The 19,481-nt window shown below is 64.8% G+C and carries 19 protein-coding genes; 6 read left to right on the top strand and 13 right to left on the bottom strand.

What is annotated here, in order from left to right:
- Window positions 1–118 precede the first annotated feature (118 nt).
- On the top strand, window positions 119–1,132 hold the full coding sequence (locus C7455_RS08445) for a Hint domain-containing protein (RefSeq protein WP_109667321.1): 1,014 nt from the start codon (window positions 119–121) through the stop codon (window positions 1,130–1,132).
- Here C7455_RS08445 and C7455_RS08440 read toward each other — a convergent pair.
- Window positions 1,129–2,277: a Hint domain-containing protein gene (locus tag C7455_RS08440; protein ID WP_109667320.1), complete on the bottom strand. Its 1,149-nt coding sequence runs from the start codon at window positions 2,275–2,277 to the stop codon at window positions 1,129–1,131. The genes C7455_RS08445 and C7455_RS08440 overlap by 4 nt on opposite strands.
- A gap of 198 nt (window positions 2,278–2,475) precedes the next feature.
- On the opposite strand from C7455_RS08440, the gene C7455_RS08435 reads away from it, so the two are divergent.
- From C7455_RS08435 to C7455_RS08415, 5 genes are all read left to right on the top strand, one after another.
- Window positions 2,476–4,083, top strand: coding sequence for a peptide chain release factor 3 (locus C7455_RS08435; RefSeq protein ID WP_109667318.1), 1,608 nt, complete (start codon window positions 2,476–2,478; stop codon window positions 4,081–4,083).
- Between the two features lie 70 nt (window positions 4,084–4,153).
- Window positions 4,154–4,486 carry a VOC family protein gene (locus tag C7455_RS08430; RefSeq protein ID WP_109667317.1) on the top strand — a complete coding sequence of 111 codons (333 nt, stop codon included), beginning with the start codon at window positions 4,154–4,156 and terminating at the stop codon, window positions 4,484–4,486.
- A complete protein-coding gene (locus C7455_RS08425) occupies window positions 4,483–5,133 on the top strand; it encodes a hypothetical protein (RefSeq protein WP_109667315.1) in 651 nt (216 codons plus the stop codon). Before C7455_RS08430 ends, C7455_RS08425 begins: the two co-directional genes overlap by 4 nt.
- Before the next feature lie 36 nt (window positions 5,134–5,169).
- Window positions 5,170–5,643, top strand: a complete 474-nt coding sequence (locus C7455_RS08420; RefSeq protein ID WP_109667313.1) for a hypothetical protein — start codon at window positions 5,170–5,172, stop codon at window positions 5,641–5,643.
- 157 nt (window positions 5,644–5,800) lie between these two features.
- Entirely contained in the window at window positions 5,801–7,561 is a 1,761-nt protein-coding gene (locus C7455_RS08415; RefSeq protein ID WP_109667312.1) for a DEAD/DEAH box helicase, read from the top strand.
- Window positions 7,562–7,585: 24 nt separating this feature from the next.
- Here the strand turns inward: C7455_RS08415 and C7455_RS08410 are convergent, their stop codons facing one another.
- From C7455_RS08410 to nuoI, 12 genes are all read right to left on the bottom strand, one after another.
- Window positions 7,586–8,653, bottom strand: a complete 1,068-nt coding sequence (locus C7455_RS08410) for a methyl-accepting chemotaxis protein (protein ID WP_109667310.1) — start codon at window positions 8,651–8,653, stop codon at window positions 7,586–7,588.
- Between the two features lie 113 nt (window positions 8,654–8,766).
- Complete coding sequence (locus C7455_RS08405; RefSeq protein ID WP_109667308.1) at window positions 8,767–10,443, bottom strand: ribonuclease J; 1,677 nt, start codon at window positions 10,441–10,443, stop codon at window positions 8,767–8,769.
- Window positions 10,440–11,219 (bottom strand): type III pantothenate kinase, encoded by a 780-nt coding sequence (locus C7455_RS08400; RefSeq protein ID WP_109667307.1) that lies wholly within the window; start codon window positions 11,217–11,219, stop codon window positions 10,440–10,442. The genes C7455_RS08405 and C7455_RS08400 overlap by 4 nt, the downstream gene beginning before the upstream one ends.
- Window positions 11,220–11,236: 17 nt before the next feature.
- Window positions 11,237–11,956, bottom strand: coding sequence for a biotin--[acetyl-CoA-carboxylase] ligase (locus C7455_RS08395; protein WP_281269406.1), 720 nt, complete (start codon window positions 11,954–11,956; stop codon window positions 11,237–11,239).
- 31 nt (window positions 11,957–11,987) lie between these two features.
- Window positions 11,988–13,436: an NADH-quinone oxidoreductase subunit NuoN gene (gene nuoN, locus C7455_RS08390; protein ID WP_109667303.1), complete on the bottom strand. Its 1,449-nt coding sequence runs from the start codon at window positions 13,434–13,436 to the stop codon at window positions 11,988–11,990.
- Window positions 13,437–13,445: 9 nt separating this feature from the next.
- Complete coding sequence (locus C7455_RS08385) at window positions 13,446–14,990, bottom strand: NADH-quinone oxidoreductase subunit M (RefSeq protein WP_109667302.1); 1,545 nt, start codon at window positions 14,988–14,990, stop codon at window positions 13,446–13,448.
- Window positions 14,991–14,999: 9 nt separating this feature from the next.
- A complete protein-coding gene (gene nuoL, locus C7455_RS08380) occupies window positions 15,000–17,099 on the bottom strand; it encodes an NADH-quinone oxidoreductase subunit L (RefSeq protein ID WP_109667300.1) in 2,100 nt (699 codons plus the stop codon).
- Window positions 17,100–17,104: 5 nt separating this feature from the next.
- On the bottom strand, window positions 17,105–17,413 hold the full coding sequence (gene nuoK, locus C7455_RS08375) for an NADH-quinone oxidoreductase subunit NuoK (protein ID WP_109667298.1): 309 nt from the start codon (window positions 17,411–17,413) through the stop codon (window positions 17,105–17,107).
- Between the two features lie 112 nt (window positions 17,414–17,525).
- Window positions 17,526–17,921, bottom strand: coding sequence for a hypothetical protein (locus C7455_RS08370; RefSeq protein WP_146199960.1), 396 nt, complete (start codon window positions 17,919–17,921; stop codon window positions 17,526–17,528).
- A gap of 35 nt (window positions 17,922–17,956) precedes the next feature.
- The gene (locus C7455_RS08365; protein ID WP_109667295.1) at window positions 17,957–18,571 is read right to left on the bottom strand and encodes an NADH-quinone oxidoreductase subunit J; all 615 of its coding nucleotides are present in this window, start codon (window positions 18,569–18,571) and stop codon (window positions 17,957–17,959) included.
- A 1-nt stretch (window position 18,572) separates the two neighbouring features.
- Window positions 18,573–18,989: a carboxymuconolactone decarboxylase family protein gene (locus C7455_RS08360; RefSeq protein ID WP_109667294.1), complete on the bottom strand. Its 417-nt coding sequence runs from the start codon at window positions 18,987–18,989 to the stop codon at window positions 18,573–18,575.
- Window positions 18,986–19,480 (bottom strand): NADH-quinone oxidoreductase subunit NuoI, encoded by a 495-nt coding sequence (gene nuoI / locus C7455_RS08355; RefSeq protein WP_109667292.1) that lies wholly within the window; start codon window positions 19,478–19,480, stop codon window positions 18,986–18,988. Before nuoI ends, C7455_RS08360 begins: the two co-directional genes overlap by 4 nt.
- Between the last annotated feature and the right edge of the window lies 1 nt (window position 19,481).

The following is a 19,481-nucleotide window of genomic DNA, read 5'->3' as shown; positions in this document are numbered from 1 at the left end:
TCTCCCCTGTCTTGGCGTTCGACCCGTCCTATCAGCCCCGCCAGCGGCCCGCCAGCCTTGACCCGGCCGACCGCTGGCCCTACCCAAAATCACCACCTTGCATCCAAAGCATAAATCCATGTCCGATCTTGCACCGCTGTGCCGCTTTTCCACCTATCCGGCCGATGCCATCCGCGCCCTGACCGGCGCGAACGAGGGCGACCCGATCGGCCTTGGCGATGCGGCGCTGCCGGGTGACACCTACCGCCTGCACCGCGAAGCCGTGCCCGCACGGCTTGCCATCTGCGACCGCCCCGGAGGCGGGCAGGCCGTGGCCGAAGGGTCCGAGGTCGGTCTGCCCGGCGAGGCGCTGACCATCGCGGATTGCCATCGCTTCATGGGTGCCAAGGGCGACATGATCGAAGTTCTGGTCCTGAAGCGCCAAAGCGAGACCGAGGGGACGGTGCTGCACCTCTTGCCGCTGTCGCCCCTGCAGCCCGGCACCGAATACGACCTGATCGGATCGTCACGGGCCAGCGCGCCGGAGCGCTTCGCCGACATTGCCTCGGTCAGTTTCTTTGCCGGAACGCACCTGACATTGGCGGGGGGGGGACAGCGCAAGGTCGAGGATCTGCGCGTGGGCGATCTGGTCCTGACGCGCGACCATGGCCCCCGCCCGGTCCGATGGATCGGCCCGCAGACCCGCCGCGCGACGGGCGCCTCCGCCCCCATACGCATCGCCCAAGGCACGCTGAACGCCGCGCGCGACGTGCGGCTGTCGCCGCAACACCGGCTGTTCATCTGGCAGCGGCGCGACCGGCTGGGCACGGGACGGGCAGAGGTGTTGGTGCGCGCCGACCTGCTGGTCAACGGTACGACCGTCACGCGCGAGGAAGGCGGCCATGTCGACAGCTACCAGATCCTGTTCGACAGCCACGAGATCATATTCGCCGAAGGCATCGCGGTCGAAAGCCTGCTGGTCACCGCCGAAATCCGCGCCCGCCTGCCGCAGGGGCTGACGCTGGACGCCATCACCGAGGGCCAGCGCGAGGCCACGCGGCTGGAGGTGGACGAGACCGTGCTGGGCGACGCGGCGGGTGCCGCCGCCCGCCTGACGCATGCCAGCCGGGGAACGGGGAGCGACGAGGACTAAGCGGACTGTCTCATATCTTGTTGCGCAGCGCCGCCCAGTCGGGTGCGCAAGGCCTCGGGCAGAAGGCGGGCACTGGTGATCCGGGCAGGCTTCATTTCGGGGTAGATACGCTCGGCCCCGTAAAGGCTGAGATATTCCGCGAAATTGTCAAAGGCCCGCCGCCCTGTGTAGTCGATGAACGTCTCGGACGCTGCGCCATTGGCGACGATCACGTCATGCGCCTCGGTCTCGACATGGTAGACGGCGAAGCGTTTGGGCGTCTGGTACAGCGGCACAAGGTCGATGCCGGGAAGGCCGACAAAAGCGCCCGCATTCACCAGGACCCCGTCGATCAGCATCCCGTGCTCTTGGGTGACGCGCAGCTCCCGGTGCGTGTCCAGCACGCCCGCCGCGATGCGCACCAGACGCGCGGCATCGCCCGCGAACCGCGTCACGATGGTCTGCCGCCCAAGCCAGAGCACCGGTGCCACACCGCCACCGGCCCGGCACACAAGGTCACCCGCCGCCAGATCCTGCACCCGCCGCTCGCCGTCAGGTGTCGCGATCAGAGTATCCTCGGCAAAGCAGTTCGCGGCCCCCAGGCTGGCCGCACCATTCACCCAAGTGTCGCTGCCATCTGTCTCGCGCAGGACGCTGGCGAAGCCACCGGAACTGAACAGGGGAAATACTTCCGTCGTGCCGACTTGTGTTGCCGATGGGTGAATCGCCTCGAGCGCGGCGACCATGGTCGTTTCGGAGGCGGCTGCGGTCTCTCCCCTGAGCAAGATGAAGTCGCCGCTCGTGGGGTTGAAGAGCGCGAAGGTTGCGTCGTTCGATGGAAGCAAGCTGCGGTCGGCCTGCATCCCCGGACCGACATTGTCGAGATTGTTGAAATCTCCTGACGCTTCCACGATCGTGAAGTACCCGCCGGGCGCCATCGTGACGCCCGGATTGATCGTTGCGAGCTTACTGGCGATGCTCGTGTTGTTCTGTGTGTCCCAGAGTTCCCATCCCGATATATCTACGGTGCCAGAACTCAGATTGTGCAGCTCGATCGCGTCGTCGTCACGGCGCAAAAAGCCGTCATTGTTGGCGTCGATTGCGCCGACACCCGGCACAACAACTTGCAACTCATTGAAAACAATACCGGACAATGCGGCTGGCATGGTAAGCTACCCTTGATAGTCTTTAAGCAATGGCGATATGCCAACCAGACGGCATCGCCACCCGAACGATACCATCCGCGCCTTGCAGGGCAACAAAAACCTGCGCCAGCCCCTCGCCCAAGGCCGACCTGCCCCAGCGCGGCCGCCCGGCTTCCGGCCAGCATTGCCCCCACACCCGCCCGCCGCTATATCGCGCCCATGCTCGACGCCCCCACCAACCGCCCCGCCCTGCCGCCCGAGATCGCGCGGCGCCGGACCTTCGCCATCATCTCGCACCCCGATGCGGGCAAGACGACCCTGACCGAGAAATTCCTCCTGTTCGGCGGCGCCATCCAGATGGCGGGCCAAGTCCGCGCCAAGGGCGAGGCGCGGCGCACGCGGTCGGATTTCATGCAGATGGAAAAGGACCGCGGCATCTCCGTCTCGGCCTCCGCCATGTCCTTCGATTTCGGGAAATACCGCTTCAATCTCGTCGACACCCCCGGCCACAGCGATTTTTCCGAGGATACCTACCGCACGCTCACCGCCGTCGACGCCGCGATCATGGTGATCGACGGCGCCAAGGGCGTGGAATCCCAGACCCGCAAGCTGTTCGAGGTCTGCCGGATGCGCGACCTGCCCATCTTGACCTTCTGCAACAAGATGGACCGCGAGGCGCGCGACACCTTCACCATCATCGACGAGATTCAGGAAAACCTTGCCATCGACGTGACGCCGGCCTCTTGGCCCATCGGCATGGGGCGCGAGTTCATCGGCTGCTACGACATCTTGCACGACCGGCTGGAATTGATGGACCGCGCCGACCGGAACCGGGTCGCCGAAAGCATCCGGATCGATGGCCTCGATGATCCGAAACTGGCCGAACACGTCCCCGCAGACCTGCTGGCGCAGCTCCGCGAAGAACTTGAGATGGCGCGCGAATTGCTGCCGCCGTTTGACGCCAAGGCCTTTCTGGAGGGCTCGCTGACGCCGATCTGGTTTGGCTCGGCGATCAATTCCTTCGGCGTCAAGGAATTGATGGAAGGCATGGCAGAACACGGCCCCGCCCCGCAACTGCAACCCGCAGAACCGCGTCAGGTAGCCCCCGAGGAAGACAAGGTGGCGGGCTTCGTGTTCAAGGTGCAGGCCAACATGGACCCCAAGCACCGCGACCGGGTGGCTTTTGTCCGCCTCGCCTCAGGCCATTTCCTGCGCGGGATGAAGCTGACCCATGTGCGGTCGAAAAAACCCATGGCGATCAGCAACCCGGTGATGTTTCTGGCAAGCGACCGCGAACTGGCGGAAGAGGCTTGGGCGGGCGATATCATCGGTATCCCCAACCACGGGCAGCTCCGCATCGGCGACGCGCTGACCGAGGGCGAGGCGCTGCGTTTCACCGGCATCCCCAGTTTCGCGCCGGAACTCCTGCAGACCTGCCGCGCGGGCGACCCGATGAAAGCCAAGCATCTCGACAAGGCGCTGATGCAATTCGCCGAAGAAGGTGCGGCCAAGGTCTTCAAGCCGATGATCGGATCGGGCTTTGTCGTGGGCGTCGTGGGTGCCTTGCAGTTCGAGGTTCTGGCCAGCCGGATCGAGGGGGAATACGGCCTGCCCGTCCGGTTCGAGCCGTCGCAGTTCACCTCCGCCCGCTGGGTGCATGGCCCCAAGGATGCGGTGGAGGCCTTCGGGCAGGCCAACAAGCAGCACATGGCCACCGACAATGACGGCGACCCGGTCTATCTGACCCGCCTGCAATGGGACATCGACCGCGTGGCGCGCGACTACCCGCAGGTGCGGCTGTCGGCGACCAAGGAGTTGATGGTCTGAGGTCAGGCGCGTTGACAGCGGCCCAGTCCGGGCGCAGGCTGTGAACATAGCATGAACATACGAGGCCAGCATGACGACGCGCCTGCCCATCGACTATGTCGAGTTTACCGCCCCCGTGCTTGAGGAAACGCAGGCCTTCTTTGCCGCCGCCTTGGGCTGGGATTTTGTCGATTACGGCCCCGATTACCGCGACATTCAGGGCGCGGGCACCGGCGGCGGGCTGGAACGGGGGCCGGCGCGGGCCCCGCTGATCGTGCTCAAGGCCGATGACCTCGAGGGCGCGCTGGCGCAGGTGTGGGCCGCAGGGGCCGAGATCACCAAGGACATCTTTGCTTTTCCGGGTGGTCGCCGCTTCGAGTTTCTCGCGCCGGGAGGCATCGCCATGGCCGTCTGGACGACGTGACGCGGCCCAAAGGCAGACCGGCGGGATCGCTACAGAACCGCGTCCTGCCTACGGGCGAGATCGTGGCGGAGGCGACCTATCGCGGCATGTTCACCGGAAATCGCGGCATTCTGCACCGGGCCGACGCCACGCTGGGCGCGTCGCGCTGGACCCATCCGCATTGGGTGACCTGCACGCTCACCCATCCGCGTGGGCACCATCACGGGGCGATGCCCGATCGCGGCTGGACAGCGCTGTTCTTCCTAGACGAGGCAGTGGCGTTGGCCGCCGGGCACCGGCCCTGCGGCTATTGCCGTCGCGCGGCCTACGATGCATGGCTCGCGGCTTGGGCGCAGGCGCACGGACCGACAGACCGGATGATCATGGACCGCCGCCTTCACGGCGCGCGTGTGACCCGCAACCGCGCGCAGTTCCGGCATCAGGCCGAGGCGCAGGCCCTGCCAGATGGCGTGTTCGTGCTGTGGCGCGACCGTCCGCACCTGCTGGTCGGGGCGCAAGCCTTGCCCTTCGACGTAAATGGCTACGGTCCAGCACAACCGCGACCGCCAGGGCCGGTCACGATCCTGACGCCGCGCCCGACCGTGGCGGTGCTGGCGGCAGGATACAAGGCGGATATCCACCCCTCGGCCGCAGATGACGGAGTTTAACCCCGCCTTAACCCAGCCGGTGCCATACCCGCGATCATGTTGTGCTGGATTGCCCTGTGCCTGTCCCTCCTTGCTCTGCAAGCCCATGCGACGGGCGGCGCGCTGTCCAATGCGGCCACCGGCGTCGCAGGCGTCTACACCGGCCAGCAGCGGATCAGCGACCACCCTCACCACGTTCTCATGGGCCATGTCATCATCGTCAGCCGTGACGGGGCGTTGGCGCGCGCGCTGGTAATCGGGCACCGGCTCGACGGGATCCACCGCTTGCGGTTCTCGGAAGCCTGGACCGCCGGCCAGCCCCTGCCCTTCCACCGCGAGACAGGCGCGGGCTGCACCCATGGCCATTGCCGCGACGGGTCGGTGGGAATGATCCTGCTTGATGGCGCAGGTTTCGATCAGGCGCTGCGCAGGGGTCTTGCCGCGCGGCTGACCGTCCCCTCGGGCACCATCGACATCAGCGTGCCCGCCGCCCTGTTCCACGATGCGGCCACCCATGCGGCAGGAATGTGACAGGGCCTTGCGCCCTTGTTTGACGGCGCCCCGCTTTTCCCCTATGTGCCACCACAACCCCGCGATCCGCGCGTGGGCCCTGATCCGTGGGGCGCGACGGTCTTTGATGCGCTCCAATCCCCCCATGCCGGGAGTGTCCCGGCCAGACTGGACGCATATGACGACGTTTTCCGACCTCAACCTTAATCCCAAGGTTCTGAAAGCCGTATCCGAAGCCGGATACGAAACCCCCACTCCGATCCAGGCAGGCGCCATCCCCCACGCGCTCGAAGGGCGTGACGTGCTGGGCATTGCCCAGACCGGCACCGGCAAGACCGCCAGCTTCACGCTGCCAATGATCACCATTCTGGCGCGTGGCCGCGCCCGCGCGCGCATGCCGCGCAGCCTTGTGCTGTGCCCGACGCGCGAACTGGCGGCACAGGTGGCCGAAAACTTCGACACCTACGCCAAATACGTCAAGCTGACCAAGGCCTTGCTGATTGGCGGCGTCAGCTTCAAGGAACAGGACATGCTCATCGACAAGGGTGTCGATGTCCTGATCGCGACCCCCGGCCGGTTGCTCGACCATTTCGAGCGCGGCAAGCTGATCCTGACCGACGTCAAGGTGATGGTGGTGGATGAGGCCGACCGCATGCTCGACATGGGGTTCATCCCCGATATCGAGCGCATCTTCGGCCTCGTGCCCTTCACCCGGCAGACCTTCTTCTTCTCGGCCACCATGGCGCCCGAGATCGAGCGGATCACCAACACTTTCCTGTCCAACCCCGCCCGGATCGAAGTGGCGCGTCAGGCCAGCGCCTCGGCCACCATCGAGCAGCGCCTGCTGGAATTCCGCCCCTCGCGCCGCGACCGCGAAACCACGGCGTCTGAGAAGCGCGAGATGCTGCGCGCAGCGATCACCGCCGATGGTGCCGCATGCACCAACGCCATCATCTTCTGCAACCGCAAGGTGGATGTGGATGTGGTGGCCAAGTCTTTGAAAAAGCACGGCCTCAACGCCGAGCCGATACATGGCGATCTGGACCAGTCGCATCGCACCCGCACGCTCGACGGGTTCCGCGACGGGTCGATCAAGTTTCTGGTAGCCTCCGATGTCGCCGCACGCGGCCTCGACATTCCCAACGTGAGCCATGTGATCAACTACGACGTGCCCAGCCATGCCGAGGATTATGTGCACCGCATCGGTCGCACGGGTCGCGCCGGTCGCACCGGCATCGCCATCACCATCGCGGTGCCCTCCGACGAGAAATACCTCACGGCCATCGAAAGCCTGATCGAAACGACGATCCCGCGCACTGCTCTGCCGTGGACGCCCGAGCAAGGCAGCGCCGAACAGGCCCCGCGCCCGACAGCCCGCACCGAGACCGATGACGAGGCCCCGCGCCGGACGCGGTCGCGCAGGCCCCGCTCAGGATCGCGTGCCGTTGAGGCAGAAGCGCCGACAGCCCCCCCACGCCCCGAGACCACCCGCGAAGAGGCCCCGCCGCGTGAGCGCGACACGACCCAGACCCGCGCCCGCGAGGACCAGACCCGCGCCCGCGAGGATCGCACCCCGCGCGAACGGGACGAGCGCGCTCTGCGCGACCGCGATGACCGTGGACCGCGCGACCGCGGCACCCGGGATCGGGGCGACAGGGATCGGGGTGGCCGCCTGATCGGCATGGGCGATCACCTGCCCGGCTTTATCGCCATGAGCTTTGACGAACGCCGTGGCGGCCCTGCGCGCGAAACCATCCGAGATACCGACAGCAGGATCGACGAGGATGAAGCCCCGACGACCGTCGTATCGCAGGATCTTGAGGTTGCGATCGAGTCACAGATCCCGGCAGAACCCGTCGATGAGGGCAAGCCAGCCCCGAAACCGCGCGCCAGCCGCAGCCGGGCCAAGAAGCCCAAGGCGGATGATACCGCCGCCTGACAGGCGGCGGCGCGTGCGCTCCGGCTATGGCATAGCGCGTCGGGCGATCACCCCGAACCAGCCAAGACCTTCATAGGTCTCAAAGCCCGGCGTGCGGTGGTAGGCGTATTCGAGACCCGTACGAGTCGCGATGACGCCCTTGTCCTCCTTGGTCTCGGCCAGTGGAATGACGTCGCTCAGGACGCCGTGACCGTCCGAAGACGCCAGAACCAACCCGGTCCGGTCCGCGATGATCAATCGGGTGTCGAGCGCGGCAGGATCGCCTTGATCGGGCACAAGCACCGACTCTGCCTGCCGCGCCCAATCGAAATGGACGGCCAGAGCCCCGATCGGCGTGCCGTCGAACCGGCCGCCACGCCGCACGGCTGCGGCATAGGTGAGGACGGTGTCGTTCGCCATCTGGGGGCTGCGTCGCACATCATCGACCACATAGCCGTCACCATCGGGCAACTGCATCGCCGGCCCGAACCACGCGGAGCGTGCGGCGTCATGACCTGTGACGGGAAACTGTCGGCCACGCGCTGAGGCGATCACACGGCCCTGCATGTCGCAGAGCCAGATGTCGACATAGACGCGATAGACCCGCCAGATCGTTTCCAGCCGGGAGGCGACACTGGCCGCGTGCGCCGGATCGGGGTCGGCGCAGAAATCGGCGATCAGCGCCTCGCTGGCCCAGGACCGCACATCGCAGGTGCGCTCGTAAAGATTGCGATCCATCGTGGCGATCACGGCGCCTGCCTGATTGATGCGTCGCTCGGCATCGGCGCGCATGGCCATGTCATGGACGCTGTCCTTGAGCGCCTGCAGCCCGCGGGCCACCTCGGCGTCCAGCTCGGTCGAGACACTGTTGATGTCCAGCGCCAGATCCTTGACGGCATTTGCGACGATTGCAAAGCCGCGCCCGTGCTGGCCTGCGCGCGCCGCCTCGATCTTGGCGTTGAGGGCGAGCATGTTCATCTGCAGCGTCACCGCCTGAATCTGGCGGGTCTTGCGGGCCGCGGCGCGGCTCAGGTCTTCGGCCTTGTCGGCAATACGTTCAAGCGCTTCGTATCCAGCCGCGGCTTCAGCGGTGGACGGTATGGTATCCAGCATGGGGCCCTACTCAGGAAAAACACATCAGTTCTCCCTCAACGGCCGCAGGCCGAAAATCTTTACACTCAATCCGCACGACCGATCTGCGCCCGTGCGCCTTTATTTCGATGCCGTCAGGCGGCCATCAGCCGCGAGATCAGCACCGCCACCTCGGGCTTCTTGCCGATCTCGGTCATGCAGACCTGTCGGATGACGCGGCGTACCGCCTCTTCCAGCTTGTCGTCGTCATTGACCGTCTTGGCGTTGAACCGCGGCATGGCGCTGGCCAGTTCATCCTCGATCATCTCGGCCAGATCGGCGCCGCCGTTCGTCAGTTCGGGCAGGCCGCGCAACTGGACCCAACTGTCTTCAAGCAGCAGATCATCCTCGTCAACGATCAGCGCCACCGCCACCAGCCCGTTCAGCGCCAGCTTCATCCGGTCGCGGATCACGCCATCGAGCGCGCCGACAAAGGCCGTGCCGTCGAGATAGGTCTTGGACACCTCGATATAGTCCACGATGCCCGGCGCATTTCCCGACAGCTCCACCATGGAGCCATTGGCGGCAATGATGCCCGCCATCCCCTTGGCCAGCGCCAGTTGCGCGTGTTCGCGCAGGTGGCGGTATTCGCCGTGACAGGGGATCACGATGCGCGGGCGCAAGATGTCGTGCATCGCCTCGATGTCGGGGCGGTTGGCATGGCCCGAGACATGGTAGAAGCCGTGGCTGTCGTCGATCACATCGACGCCCTTTTCGGCCAGCGCGTTCTTGATGCGGGCGACACCCACCTCGTTGCCCGGAATGGTCTTGGAGGAGAACAAGAACATGTCCCCCTCCTTCATTTCATGGCCGAGATAGCTGGACCGGCTGAGCGCGGCCGAAGCCGCGCGCCGTTCGCCCTGCGATCCGGTCACGATCAGCATCAGGTTCTCGCGCGGCACGTCGGTCGCTTCCTCGGGCGACAGCGTGCGCGGGAAATTCGTCAAGACACCCGCCTCGGTCGCCGCGCCCACCATCCGTTTCATCGCGCGTCCCATCAGGCAGATAGAGCGGCCGTTGGCCATGCCCGCGTCGGCCAGCGTCTTGAGCCGCGCGATGTTGGAGGCAAAGGTCGTGGCCACGACCAACCCCTTGGCCCCCGCGATCAGCTCTCCGATGGGTTCGGGAAGCTGGCTTTCGGACCGGCCGGGGTGGCGGCTGAAGACGTTGGTCGAATCGCAGATGTAGGCCACCACACCGTCCTGCCCGATCTGGCGCCACATCTCCTCGTCAAAGGGCTCGCCCACCACCGGGTCACGGTCGATCTTGAAATCGCCCGAATGCACGACGCGGCCCGCGGGCGTGTCGATCACCAGAGCGGAGGCCTCGGGGATCGAGTGGCTGACGGGGGTGAATTGCACGGTGAAGGGGCCGGCGGTGACGGCCTCGGGCCACACGGGCGCGACGCGTACCTGCGCGATGTCGTGGCCTGCCTCTTCCAGCTTGCGCATGGCGTGGATGGCGGTGAAGCGGCGGCAATGCACGGGGGCCTGAAGCCGCCCCCACAAATGCCCCACCGCGCCCACATGATCCTCATGGGCATGGGTGATGAAGATGCCGTCGATGCGGTCACGCCGCGCTTCCAGCCACGCGACATCGGGGATGATGACATCGACACCGGGGGTGCCGTCCATGTCGGGAAAGGATACGCCGAGGTCGACGACGATCAGGCGTTCCTTGCCTGCGGGGCCGTAGCCGTAGACGTAGCAATTCATCCCGATCTCCCCCGCGCCACCGAGGGGGAGGTAGATCAGCCGGTTCCGGTCAGTCATATGACGCCTTGGTCCTTGTTGTATTGGTGGATGACCGTCAGGCCATGCATGGTGAGGTCATCTTCGACCCCGTCAAATAGCACATCGCCCTGCGAGAACAACGATGCAAGCCCCCCGGTGCCAATCACCCGCATGGGCCGGTCGTATTCGCCCCGGATGCGGTCGCAGATGCCGCGCACCAGTCCGATATAGCCCCAGAACACGCCCGATTGCATGCAGGCCACCGTGTTGGTGCCGATCACCTGCTGCGGCTTGGAGACATCGACATGCGGCAGCGCGGCCGCGGCATGGTGCAGCGCCTCGAGGCTCAGGTTGACGCCCGGCGCGATGACGCCGCCGACATAGGCCCCGTCATGGGCCACCACGTCAAAGGTGGTGGCGGTGCCGAAATCGACCACGATCAGGTCGCCGCCATGCCGGTCATGCGCGCCTGCGGTGTTCACCAACCGGTCTGGCCCGACCTGCGTGCCTTGATCGACGCGGGGCGGGCGCGGCAGCAGGCAGTCTGGCTTGCCCACCACCAGCGGGCGGCAGTCGAAATAGCGGTCACACAAGACGCGCAGGTTGAAGACCACGCGCGGCACAGTCGAAGACAAGATGCATTCCGTGATCTCGACCGGGATCTTGTGATGCGCCATCAGCGCCGCGAACCAGACGAAATACTGGTCCGCTGTGCGCTGGTGTTCCGTCGATGTGCGCAATGTGCACAGGAACCTTGTCCCATCCCAGACGCTGAAGACCGTATTGGTGTTGCCGCAGTCGATGCACAAAAGCATGGGCCCCGCCCCCCCGCTCAGAAGAAGATGTCGGCCGCGGCGATGCGCCTTGGGCCCTGTGCCGTTTCCAGCACGAGTTGCCCGTCGCTGTCCACGTCGGTGAAGGTTCCGGTGATCTCGTCGCGGGCGGTGCGCGCGATCAGGGTCTGGCCCAGTCGCGTCGCGCCTTGTAACCAGGCCGTTCGGATCGGGGCAAAGCCATCGGCGGCAAAGGCCCGTTCCCAGCGGTCATAGGCCGGCGCAAGCTGGTTCAGAAAATCCTCGGGCGCGATGGTTGTGCCGGTTTCTGCGGCAAGGCTGACGGGGGCAACGGCGCCCGGTTCCACCTCGGTCGCCGCAGGGGCAGCCACAAGGTTTACGCCGATGCCGATGACAAGGTGGTCGATCCGCCCGCCCAGCCCGGTGCTTTCCAGCAAGATGCCCGCGACCTTACCTCCCTTCAGCAGCACGTCATTGGGCCATTTCAGCCCCAGCGCCTCGGGGCGACCGGTGACAGCGGCCAGCGCGTCGCGCAAGGCCAGCGCCGCGACAAAGGACCTGAGCGCGGCCTGCGCTGGCAGGCCCTCGGGGCGCAACACCAGCGAGGCCGCGAAATTGCCCTGCGGGTTGACCCAAGGCCGACCCCGCCGCCCGCGCGCGGCGGTCTGGTCCAGCGCGCAGATCCATGTAGGGCCCATCAGGTCCGGCGCGCGGCGCGCGGCCTCGGCCATCGTGCTGTCGGTCGTCTGAAGGATCACCCGGCCCACACCCTCGGGCCAGGCGACAGGGTCAGCGCACAAGGGTTTCGGCGGCGGCCGCGGCCATGCCTTCCAGCCCCATCAGGTTGATCCCCGGCAGCCAGGCCAGCGCGATCAGGGCCGCCATCGCCATCAGGCCCGCGTATTGCACCACGCCCATGCGCCCATCCAGCCCCTCCCGGTCTTCGCCGAAATACATCAGGTAGACGATGCGCAGGTAGTAATAGGCCCCGATCACCGAGGCGATGACGCCCGCGATGGCCAGCCACGCCATGTCGGCCTCGACCGCGGCCCAAAGGACGGCGTATTTGCCGAAAAAGCCCACCAGAGGCGGCACGCCCGCAAGGCTGAACATCAAGACCAAGAGCGCCAGCGCCTTGCCCCCCTCGCGGCTGGCGTAAGACGACAGCGCGCTAATGTCGGTCACATGGCGGCCATCCTTTTCCATCGACAAGATGAAGGCGAAAGTGCCGATGTTCATGGTGACGTAAATGGCGATGTAGATCAGCATCGCCTCGACACCCTGTTCGGTGCCCGCCGCCAGCCCCATCAACGCAAAACCCATGTGCCCGATCGACGAATAGGCCATCAGGCGCTTGATGTCGGTCTGCCCGATCGCGGCGATCGAGCCGAGGAACATCGACAGCACGGCCAGCACCGCCACGACCTGCTGCCAGTCGCCGACAGCGCCGCCAAAAGCATCATGGACCACGCGCGCGAACAGCGCGATGGCCGCGACCTTGGGTGCCGTGGCGAGGAAGGCAGTTACAGGCGTCGGTGCGCCTTCGTAGACATCGGGGGTCCACATGTGGAAGGGCGCGGCAGAGACCTTGAAGGCAAGGCCCGAGATCAGGAACACGAGGCCGATCAGCAAGCCAATGGACATCTCGCCTTCGGTCGCAGTCACGATGATGCCCGAGAAGATCGTGGTGCCCGAGTAGCCATAGACCAGCGACGCGCCATAAAGCAGGAGGCCCGAGGACAGCGCGCCGAGGATGAAGTATTTCAGCCCGGCCTCCGTCGAGCGCACGCTGTCACGGCGCAGCGAGGCAATGACGTAAAGCGCCAGCGATTGCAGTTCGAGCCCGAGGTAGAGCACGATCAGGTCGCCCGACGAGACCATGACCATCATCCCGATCACCGAAAGGGTCACGAGGATCGGGTATTCGAACCGCAGAAGATCGGCCTTTTGCATGTAGTCGACACTCAGCGCGAGAATGGCGGCGGCCGAGAGCAAGATGGTGATCTTGGCGAAGCGCGCGAACCCGTCATCGACGAAGCCGCCGTTGAAACCAACGCGCACGCCTTCGCCCGTGACCCCGATGTAGAAGGCCATGATGACGAAGACGAGCGCCGTGCCCCAGGTCAGCGTGGCAGCCACCCCGTCCTTGGACGTGTAGACCGCCGCCAGAAGTGCGCCGAGCGAGAACAGCGTGAGCACGATCTCGGGGATCAGGATGGCTAGGTCGGGACCGATCATCGGATCACCTCAGTTGTTTGCGGCGACCATCGTGTCGGCGGCGTGCGCCGCGACAGCGATGTCGTAGGAGGAGACGAGCGCCTCGACCGAGGGACCGATCATATCGGTTACAAGGCTTGGGTAGACGCCCAAAAGCAGGGTCATGATGATGAGCGGTGCAAAGATCGCCTTTTCGCGGCCGGTCATGTCGGTGATGGATTTCAGGCTTTCCTTGATCAGGTCGCCGAACACGACCCGACGGTAGAGCCACAGCGCATAGCCCGCCGACAAGATCACGCCCGTGCAGGCCAGAACGCCGACCCATGTGTTGACCTGGAACACACCGATCAGCGTCAGGAATTCGCCGACAAAGCCCGATGTGCCGGGCAAGCCGACATTGGCCATGGTGAAGAGCATGAAAATCGCCGCATAGGCCGGCATCCGCACGACAAGCCCGCCATAGGCGTCGATGTCGCGGGTGTGCATCCGGTCATAGATCACGCCCACGCACAGAAACAGCGCGCCCGAGATGAAGCCGTGGCTGATCATCTGGAAGATCGCACCATCCACGCCCTGCTGGTTGGCGGCAAAGATCCCCATGGTGACAAAGCCCATATGCGCGACGGACGAATAGGCGACGAGCTTTTTCATGTCGTCTTGCACCATGGCGACAAGGCTCGCGTAGATGATGGCGATGACACTCAGCCACAGCACCAGCGGCGCCATGATGTCCGAGGCGACGGGGAACATCGGCAGCGAAAAGCGCAAGAAGCCGTAGCCGCCCATCTTGAGCAAGATCGCCGCCAGCACGACCGACCCGGCCGTGGGCGCCTGAACGTGGGCATCGGGCAGCCAAGTGTGCACCGGCCACATCGGCATCTTGACCGCGAAACTGGCGAAGAAGGCGAGCCAGAGCAGCGTCTGCATCCCACCCGCGATCTGCCAGCCCAGCAGGCTGATCGGACCGGCATCGAACTGGTGGGCAAGCAACAGCTCGATATCGGACGTGCCGGCCTCGACATACATGGCGATCATGGCGACCAGCATGAGGACGGAGCCGAGGAAGGTGTAGAGAAAGAACTTGAACGAGGCATAGATGCGGTCCTTGCCGCCCCAGATGCCGATGATCAGGAACATCGGGATCAGGCCCGCCTCGAAGAACAGGTAGAACAGCACCAGATCCAGCGCCACGAATACGCCCAGCATGAGCGTTTCCAGCACCAGCATGGCGATCATGTATTCCTTCACGCGATGCGTGACGCCCCAGCACGAGGCAATCGTGATCGGCATGAGGAACGTGGTCAGCAGCACGAACAGGACCGAAATGCCGTCCACGCCCACCTTGTAGGTCAGGCCAAACAGCCATGGGCTTTCCTCGACCAGCTGAAAGCCGGTGTCGCCCGGATCAAACTCGACCAAGATCGCCAGCGAGATCAGGAAGGTCGCCGTCGTCGCGGCCAGCGCGAGCCGCTTGGCGTTGAGTTGCGCCGCCGCATCCTCGCCGCGCAAGAACACGCCAAGGATCAGCGCCGCGACGATCGGCAGGAAGGTGACGATGGAAAGTAGGTTGTCCATGGGTGTCTCTCAGCCCCCCGCACGCAGCGTGACCCAGGTGACGAGGACGACGATCCCCAGAACCATGGCAAAGGCATAGGTGAAGATGTAGCCGGTCTGCGCCCGGCCCGCGAGGCGGGTGAAGAACGGGATGATGCCAAGCGCCAGCCCGTTGATCCCGCCGTCGATGATCGCGCCATCGCCGCCTTTCCAAAGCATGCGCCCCAGCCAGCGCGCCGGACGGACAAAGAGGAAATCGAACATCTCGTCGAAATACCATTTGTTCAGCAGGAACAGGTAGAGCGGACGCTGGTTCGCGGCCAGACGCTTGGGCAGCGACGGATTCACGATGTAGAACCAGAAGGCCACGGCAAAGCCCAGAGCCATGGCAAGGAAGGGGCTCCACTTGACCCAATAGGGCACCTCGTGGGCCTCGTTCAGGATGTTGTTGTCGGGGGCCGCGTGGATCGCCCCCTCGCCCGGCGCTCCGGTGAAGACGTAGTGGGAGTAGCCTTGATCGCCATCGGCAACGGCGGCGGCGTCGCCCTCGGCCGGCTCATCGACCTGCGCCTCGTCCGAATGGTCCTCGACGGCGTAGGGCACGCCAAAGAACCGCGCGACGTCATTGGTGTGCCCGAAGAAGGAATTGTACCAAACCACGCCCGCAAAGACCGACCCGACAGCCAGCAGGCCCAAGGGCGCCAGCATCGTCCACGGGCTTTCGTGCGCGTGCTCATGCGTGTGCTTGTTGCCGCGCGCCTTGCCAAAGAAGGTGAGGAACATCAGCCGCCAGGAATAGAAGCTGGTGAACACCGCCGCCACGATCAGCGCCCAGAAGGCGAACTGACCCAGATCGCCCCCGAAGGCGAAGGCGCTTTCCACCACCGCATCCTTGGAGAAAAAGCCCGCGAAGCCGAAATAGGTGGTCGGGATGCCGACGCCGGTGATGGCCAGCGTGCCGATCATCATGGCGGCGAAGGTCATGGGGATCTTTTTGCGCAAGCCCCCATAGTTCCGCATGTCCTGCTCGTGATGCATCGCGTGGATGACCGAACCTGCACCAAGGAAGAGCATCGCCTTGAAGAAGGCGTGGGTGAACAGGTGGAACATCGCCACCGAATAGACGCCCACGCCGGCCGCGACGAACATGTAGCCCAGCTGCGACATGGTCGAATAGGCGATCACGCGCTTGATGTCGTTTTGCACCAGACCGATGGTCGCGGCCACAAAGGCCGTCAGCGCGCCCACGATGATGATGAAATTGCCCGCTGTGGGCGCGTATTCGATCACCGGCGACATGCGGCAGACCAGAAACACACCCGCCGTCACCATCGTCGCGGCATGGATCAGCGCCGACACCGGCGTCGGCCCCTCCATCGCGTCGGGCAGCCAGGTGTGCAAGAACAGCTGCGCAGATTTGCCCATCGCGCCGATGAACAGCAAGAAGGCGATGGTTTCAGCCGCGTTCATCTCCATCCCGAGGAAGGAGAGGGTCATTCCCGCCAGTTCGGGCCCCATGGGCAAGATCACGTCGAACTGGATCGAATCCGTCAGCCAGAACAGGGCGAAGATGCCCAGAAGGAAGCCAAAATCGCCGACCCGGTTCACGATGAAGGCCTTCATCGCGGCAGCGCCCGCCGACGGCTTGCGGAAATAGAAGCCGATCAGGAGGTAGGACGCGACCCCCACCCCTTCCCAGCCGAAAAACAGCTGCAACAGGTTGTCGGCGGTGACCAGCATGAGCATGGCGAAGGTGAAGAACGACAGGTAGGCAAAGAACCGCGGCCGGTAGCTTTCGCCGTCCTTGAAATTGTCGTCATGCGCCATGTAGCCGAAGGAATACAGGTGCACGAGCGCCGAGACGCTGGTGATCACGATCAGCATGATCGCCGTCAGCCGGTCGATGCGGATCGCCCAGTCGGTGAACAGCGTGCCCGACTCGACCCATGTGAACAGCGACTGCGTGTAGGTCTCGCCATCAAAGCCCAGGAACACCACCCACGACAGCAGGCACGACAAGAACAGCATGGCAGTGGCCACGGCCTGCGCGCCGGTCTCGCCGATCATGCGCCAGCCGAAGCCCGCGATCAGCGCGCCGACAAGGGGGGCGAAAAGCAGGATCGTTTCCATATGCCTCAGCCCTTCATGTTCGAGACGTCTTCGACCGCGATCGTGCCGCGGTTGCGGAAGAAGCACACAAGGATCGCAAGGCCGATGGCGGCTTCGGCCGAGGCGACGGTCAGCACGAAGAGCGTGAAGATCTGCCCGGTCAGATCACCAAGGAACGCCGAAAAGGCGACGAGGTTGATGTTGACCGCCAAGAGCATCAACTCGATCGACATCAAGATGACGATGACATTCTTGCGGTTGAGAAAGATCCCGAAGATGCCGATCACGAAAAGTGCGGCCGCCACCGTCAGGTAGTGTTCTAGTCCGATCGTCATCTCGTCCCTCCGGGGCTTGCGCCCCATCTTGTCGTTCGAACCGGGGTCTGGCCCGGGTGGTCTGTCTTGTCACGCGCGATCTGCGCGCCCGTCTTGTCCGTCGCCTCGGACTTCAATCGCAAGAAGACGGCGGCGGCGGGATCGACGGCAGATCGCAGCCGCAATGCCCGGCCGACAAGCCGACCCGCTGCGCCGCGACACCCCTGCCCCGCAAGGTCCGCACGATCTGGTCCAGTGTCTGCGGGACATCGTCGGTCATGACCTCGTAGAAGTACTCCTCGGCGACCTGCCGCAGGCGGACGTCATCGTCCGGGCGGTCGGTTACCATGATGCCCTGTCGGCTGGTGCATTCGACCAGCACGCGCCGCGTGAGTTGGTCGGCGTCACGCCATTCATTGAACCAGACGACATTGCCCTCGACATGCTGGAGAAAAGCCGCGCCCCCGACCGTCGCGCAGCGCGGCGGATCAAAAACACAGGCCCCGGCGATCTCCGGTGGCACGGTCATCAAGACGGCCGTCGCAATCGCCGCACCGCGCATGTTCACAGCCCCTGCCCCGGTTTCACGTCCTTCAACTCCATCGCGGTCTTGGGGTCACGCATCATCTGCGCGACCACATCTTGCCGCTTGACGTCCGACCGGTGGCGCAGCGTCAACACAATCGCCCCGATCATCGCGACCAGCAAGATCAGGCCCGAGATCTGGAAGGCGAGAAAATACTGGTCATACAAGATCAGACCCAGAGCCTGCGTGTTATGCGCCTCCTCAAGCGGGGGCGTGGGGCTGGCCAGCCGGGTCTCGATTCCCTCGGACGGGGTCCAGGGTCCAAAAGCCAGCGCCAGCTGCATCATCAAGACGATCCCGATCAGGCCCGCCAGCGGCATGTATTTCGCCATCTCGGCCTTGAGCGCGGCGAAATCGATGTCGAGCATCATCACCACGAACAAGAACAGCACCGCAACCGCGCCGACATAAACGATGATGAGCAGCATCGCCACGAATTCGGCGCCGATCAGCACGAACAGACCCGCACCCGACAGGAAGGACAAGATCAGCCACAGCACGGAATGGACCGGGTTGCGCGCGGTCACGGTCATCAGCGCGCCGATCACCATGACGGTCGAGAACATGTAGAAGGTGACATCCGCGACGGTCATCTTACGCCTTCCCTTCCGCTTCCAGCGCCTCGGTCGCCAGTTCCATCGCCTTGGTCATCGCGGGCACGCCGCCGAACAGCGCGGCCAGACCGATGGTCTCGGCCACCTCCTGCTTGGTGGCGCCCGCGGCCACCGCATGGCGCACGGTCAGCCGGATCTGCGCCTCTGCCACTGCACCTTGGATCGTGAGACCCAGAAGCGTCAGCAAAAGCCGCGTCTTGGCTTCCAGCCCCTCGGGGTTGAACTGGCGGCCGAGAAAGGCCTCCAGCATTTCGGCTGGCACGGTGGGCCACAACTTGTCCATGCTGCCGGGGCTGACGCCGGACAATGCCGGGTTGATTGCCTTGACCCAGGCCTCGGACATTTCCTGCGCCTGGCGCATCATCGCTTCGAACGGGTTTGTGGGGGTGTCGGTCATCGGTAGGGCGCATCCAGTTCCAGGTTGCGTGCGATGGCCGCTTCCCATCGGTCGCCGTTCGCCAGCAGTTTGGCCTTGTCGTAGTATAGCTCCTCGCGCGTTTCGGTGGCGAATTCGAAATTCGGCCCCTCGACGATGGCATCGACGGGGCAGGCCTCCTGACAAAAGCCGCAATAGATGCACTTGGTCATGTCGATGTCGTAGCGCGTGGTGCGGCGTGAGCCGTCCTCGCGCGGTTCGGCGTCGATGGTGATGGCCTGCGCGGGGCAGATCGCCTCGCACAGCTTGCACGCGATGCAGCGTTCCTCGCCGTTGGGGTAGCGGCGCAGGGCGTGCTCGCCCCGGAACCGCGGGGAAAGCGGCCCCTTTTCGTGCGGGTAGTTGATCGTCACCTTGGGGGCGAAGAAGTATTTCATCCCCAGTTTGAAGCCGGCGAAGATATCGGCCAGCAGGAAATATTTCGCAGCGCGCGTATAGTCGATCTGGCTCATG

It is taken from the genome of Roseicyclus mahoneyensis, assembly GCF_003148775.1.
Lineage (GTDB): Bacteria > Pseudomonadota > Alphaproteobacteria > Rhodobacterales > Rhodobacteraceae > Roseicyclus > Roseicyclus mahoneyensis.
This window is presented reverse-complemented; position numbering and strand designations above follow the sequence as displayed.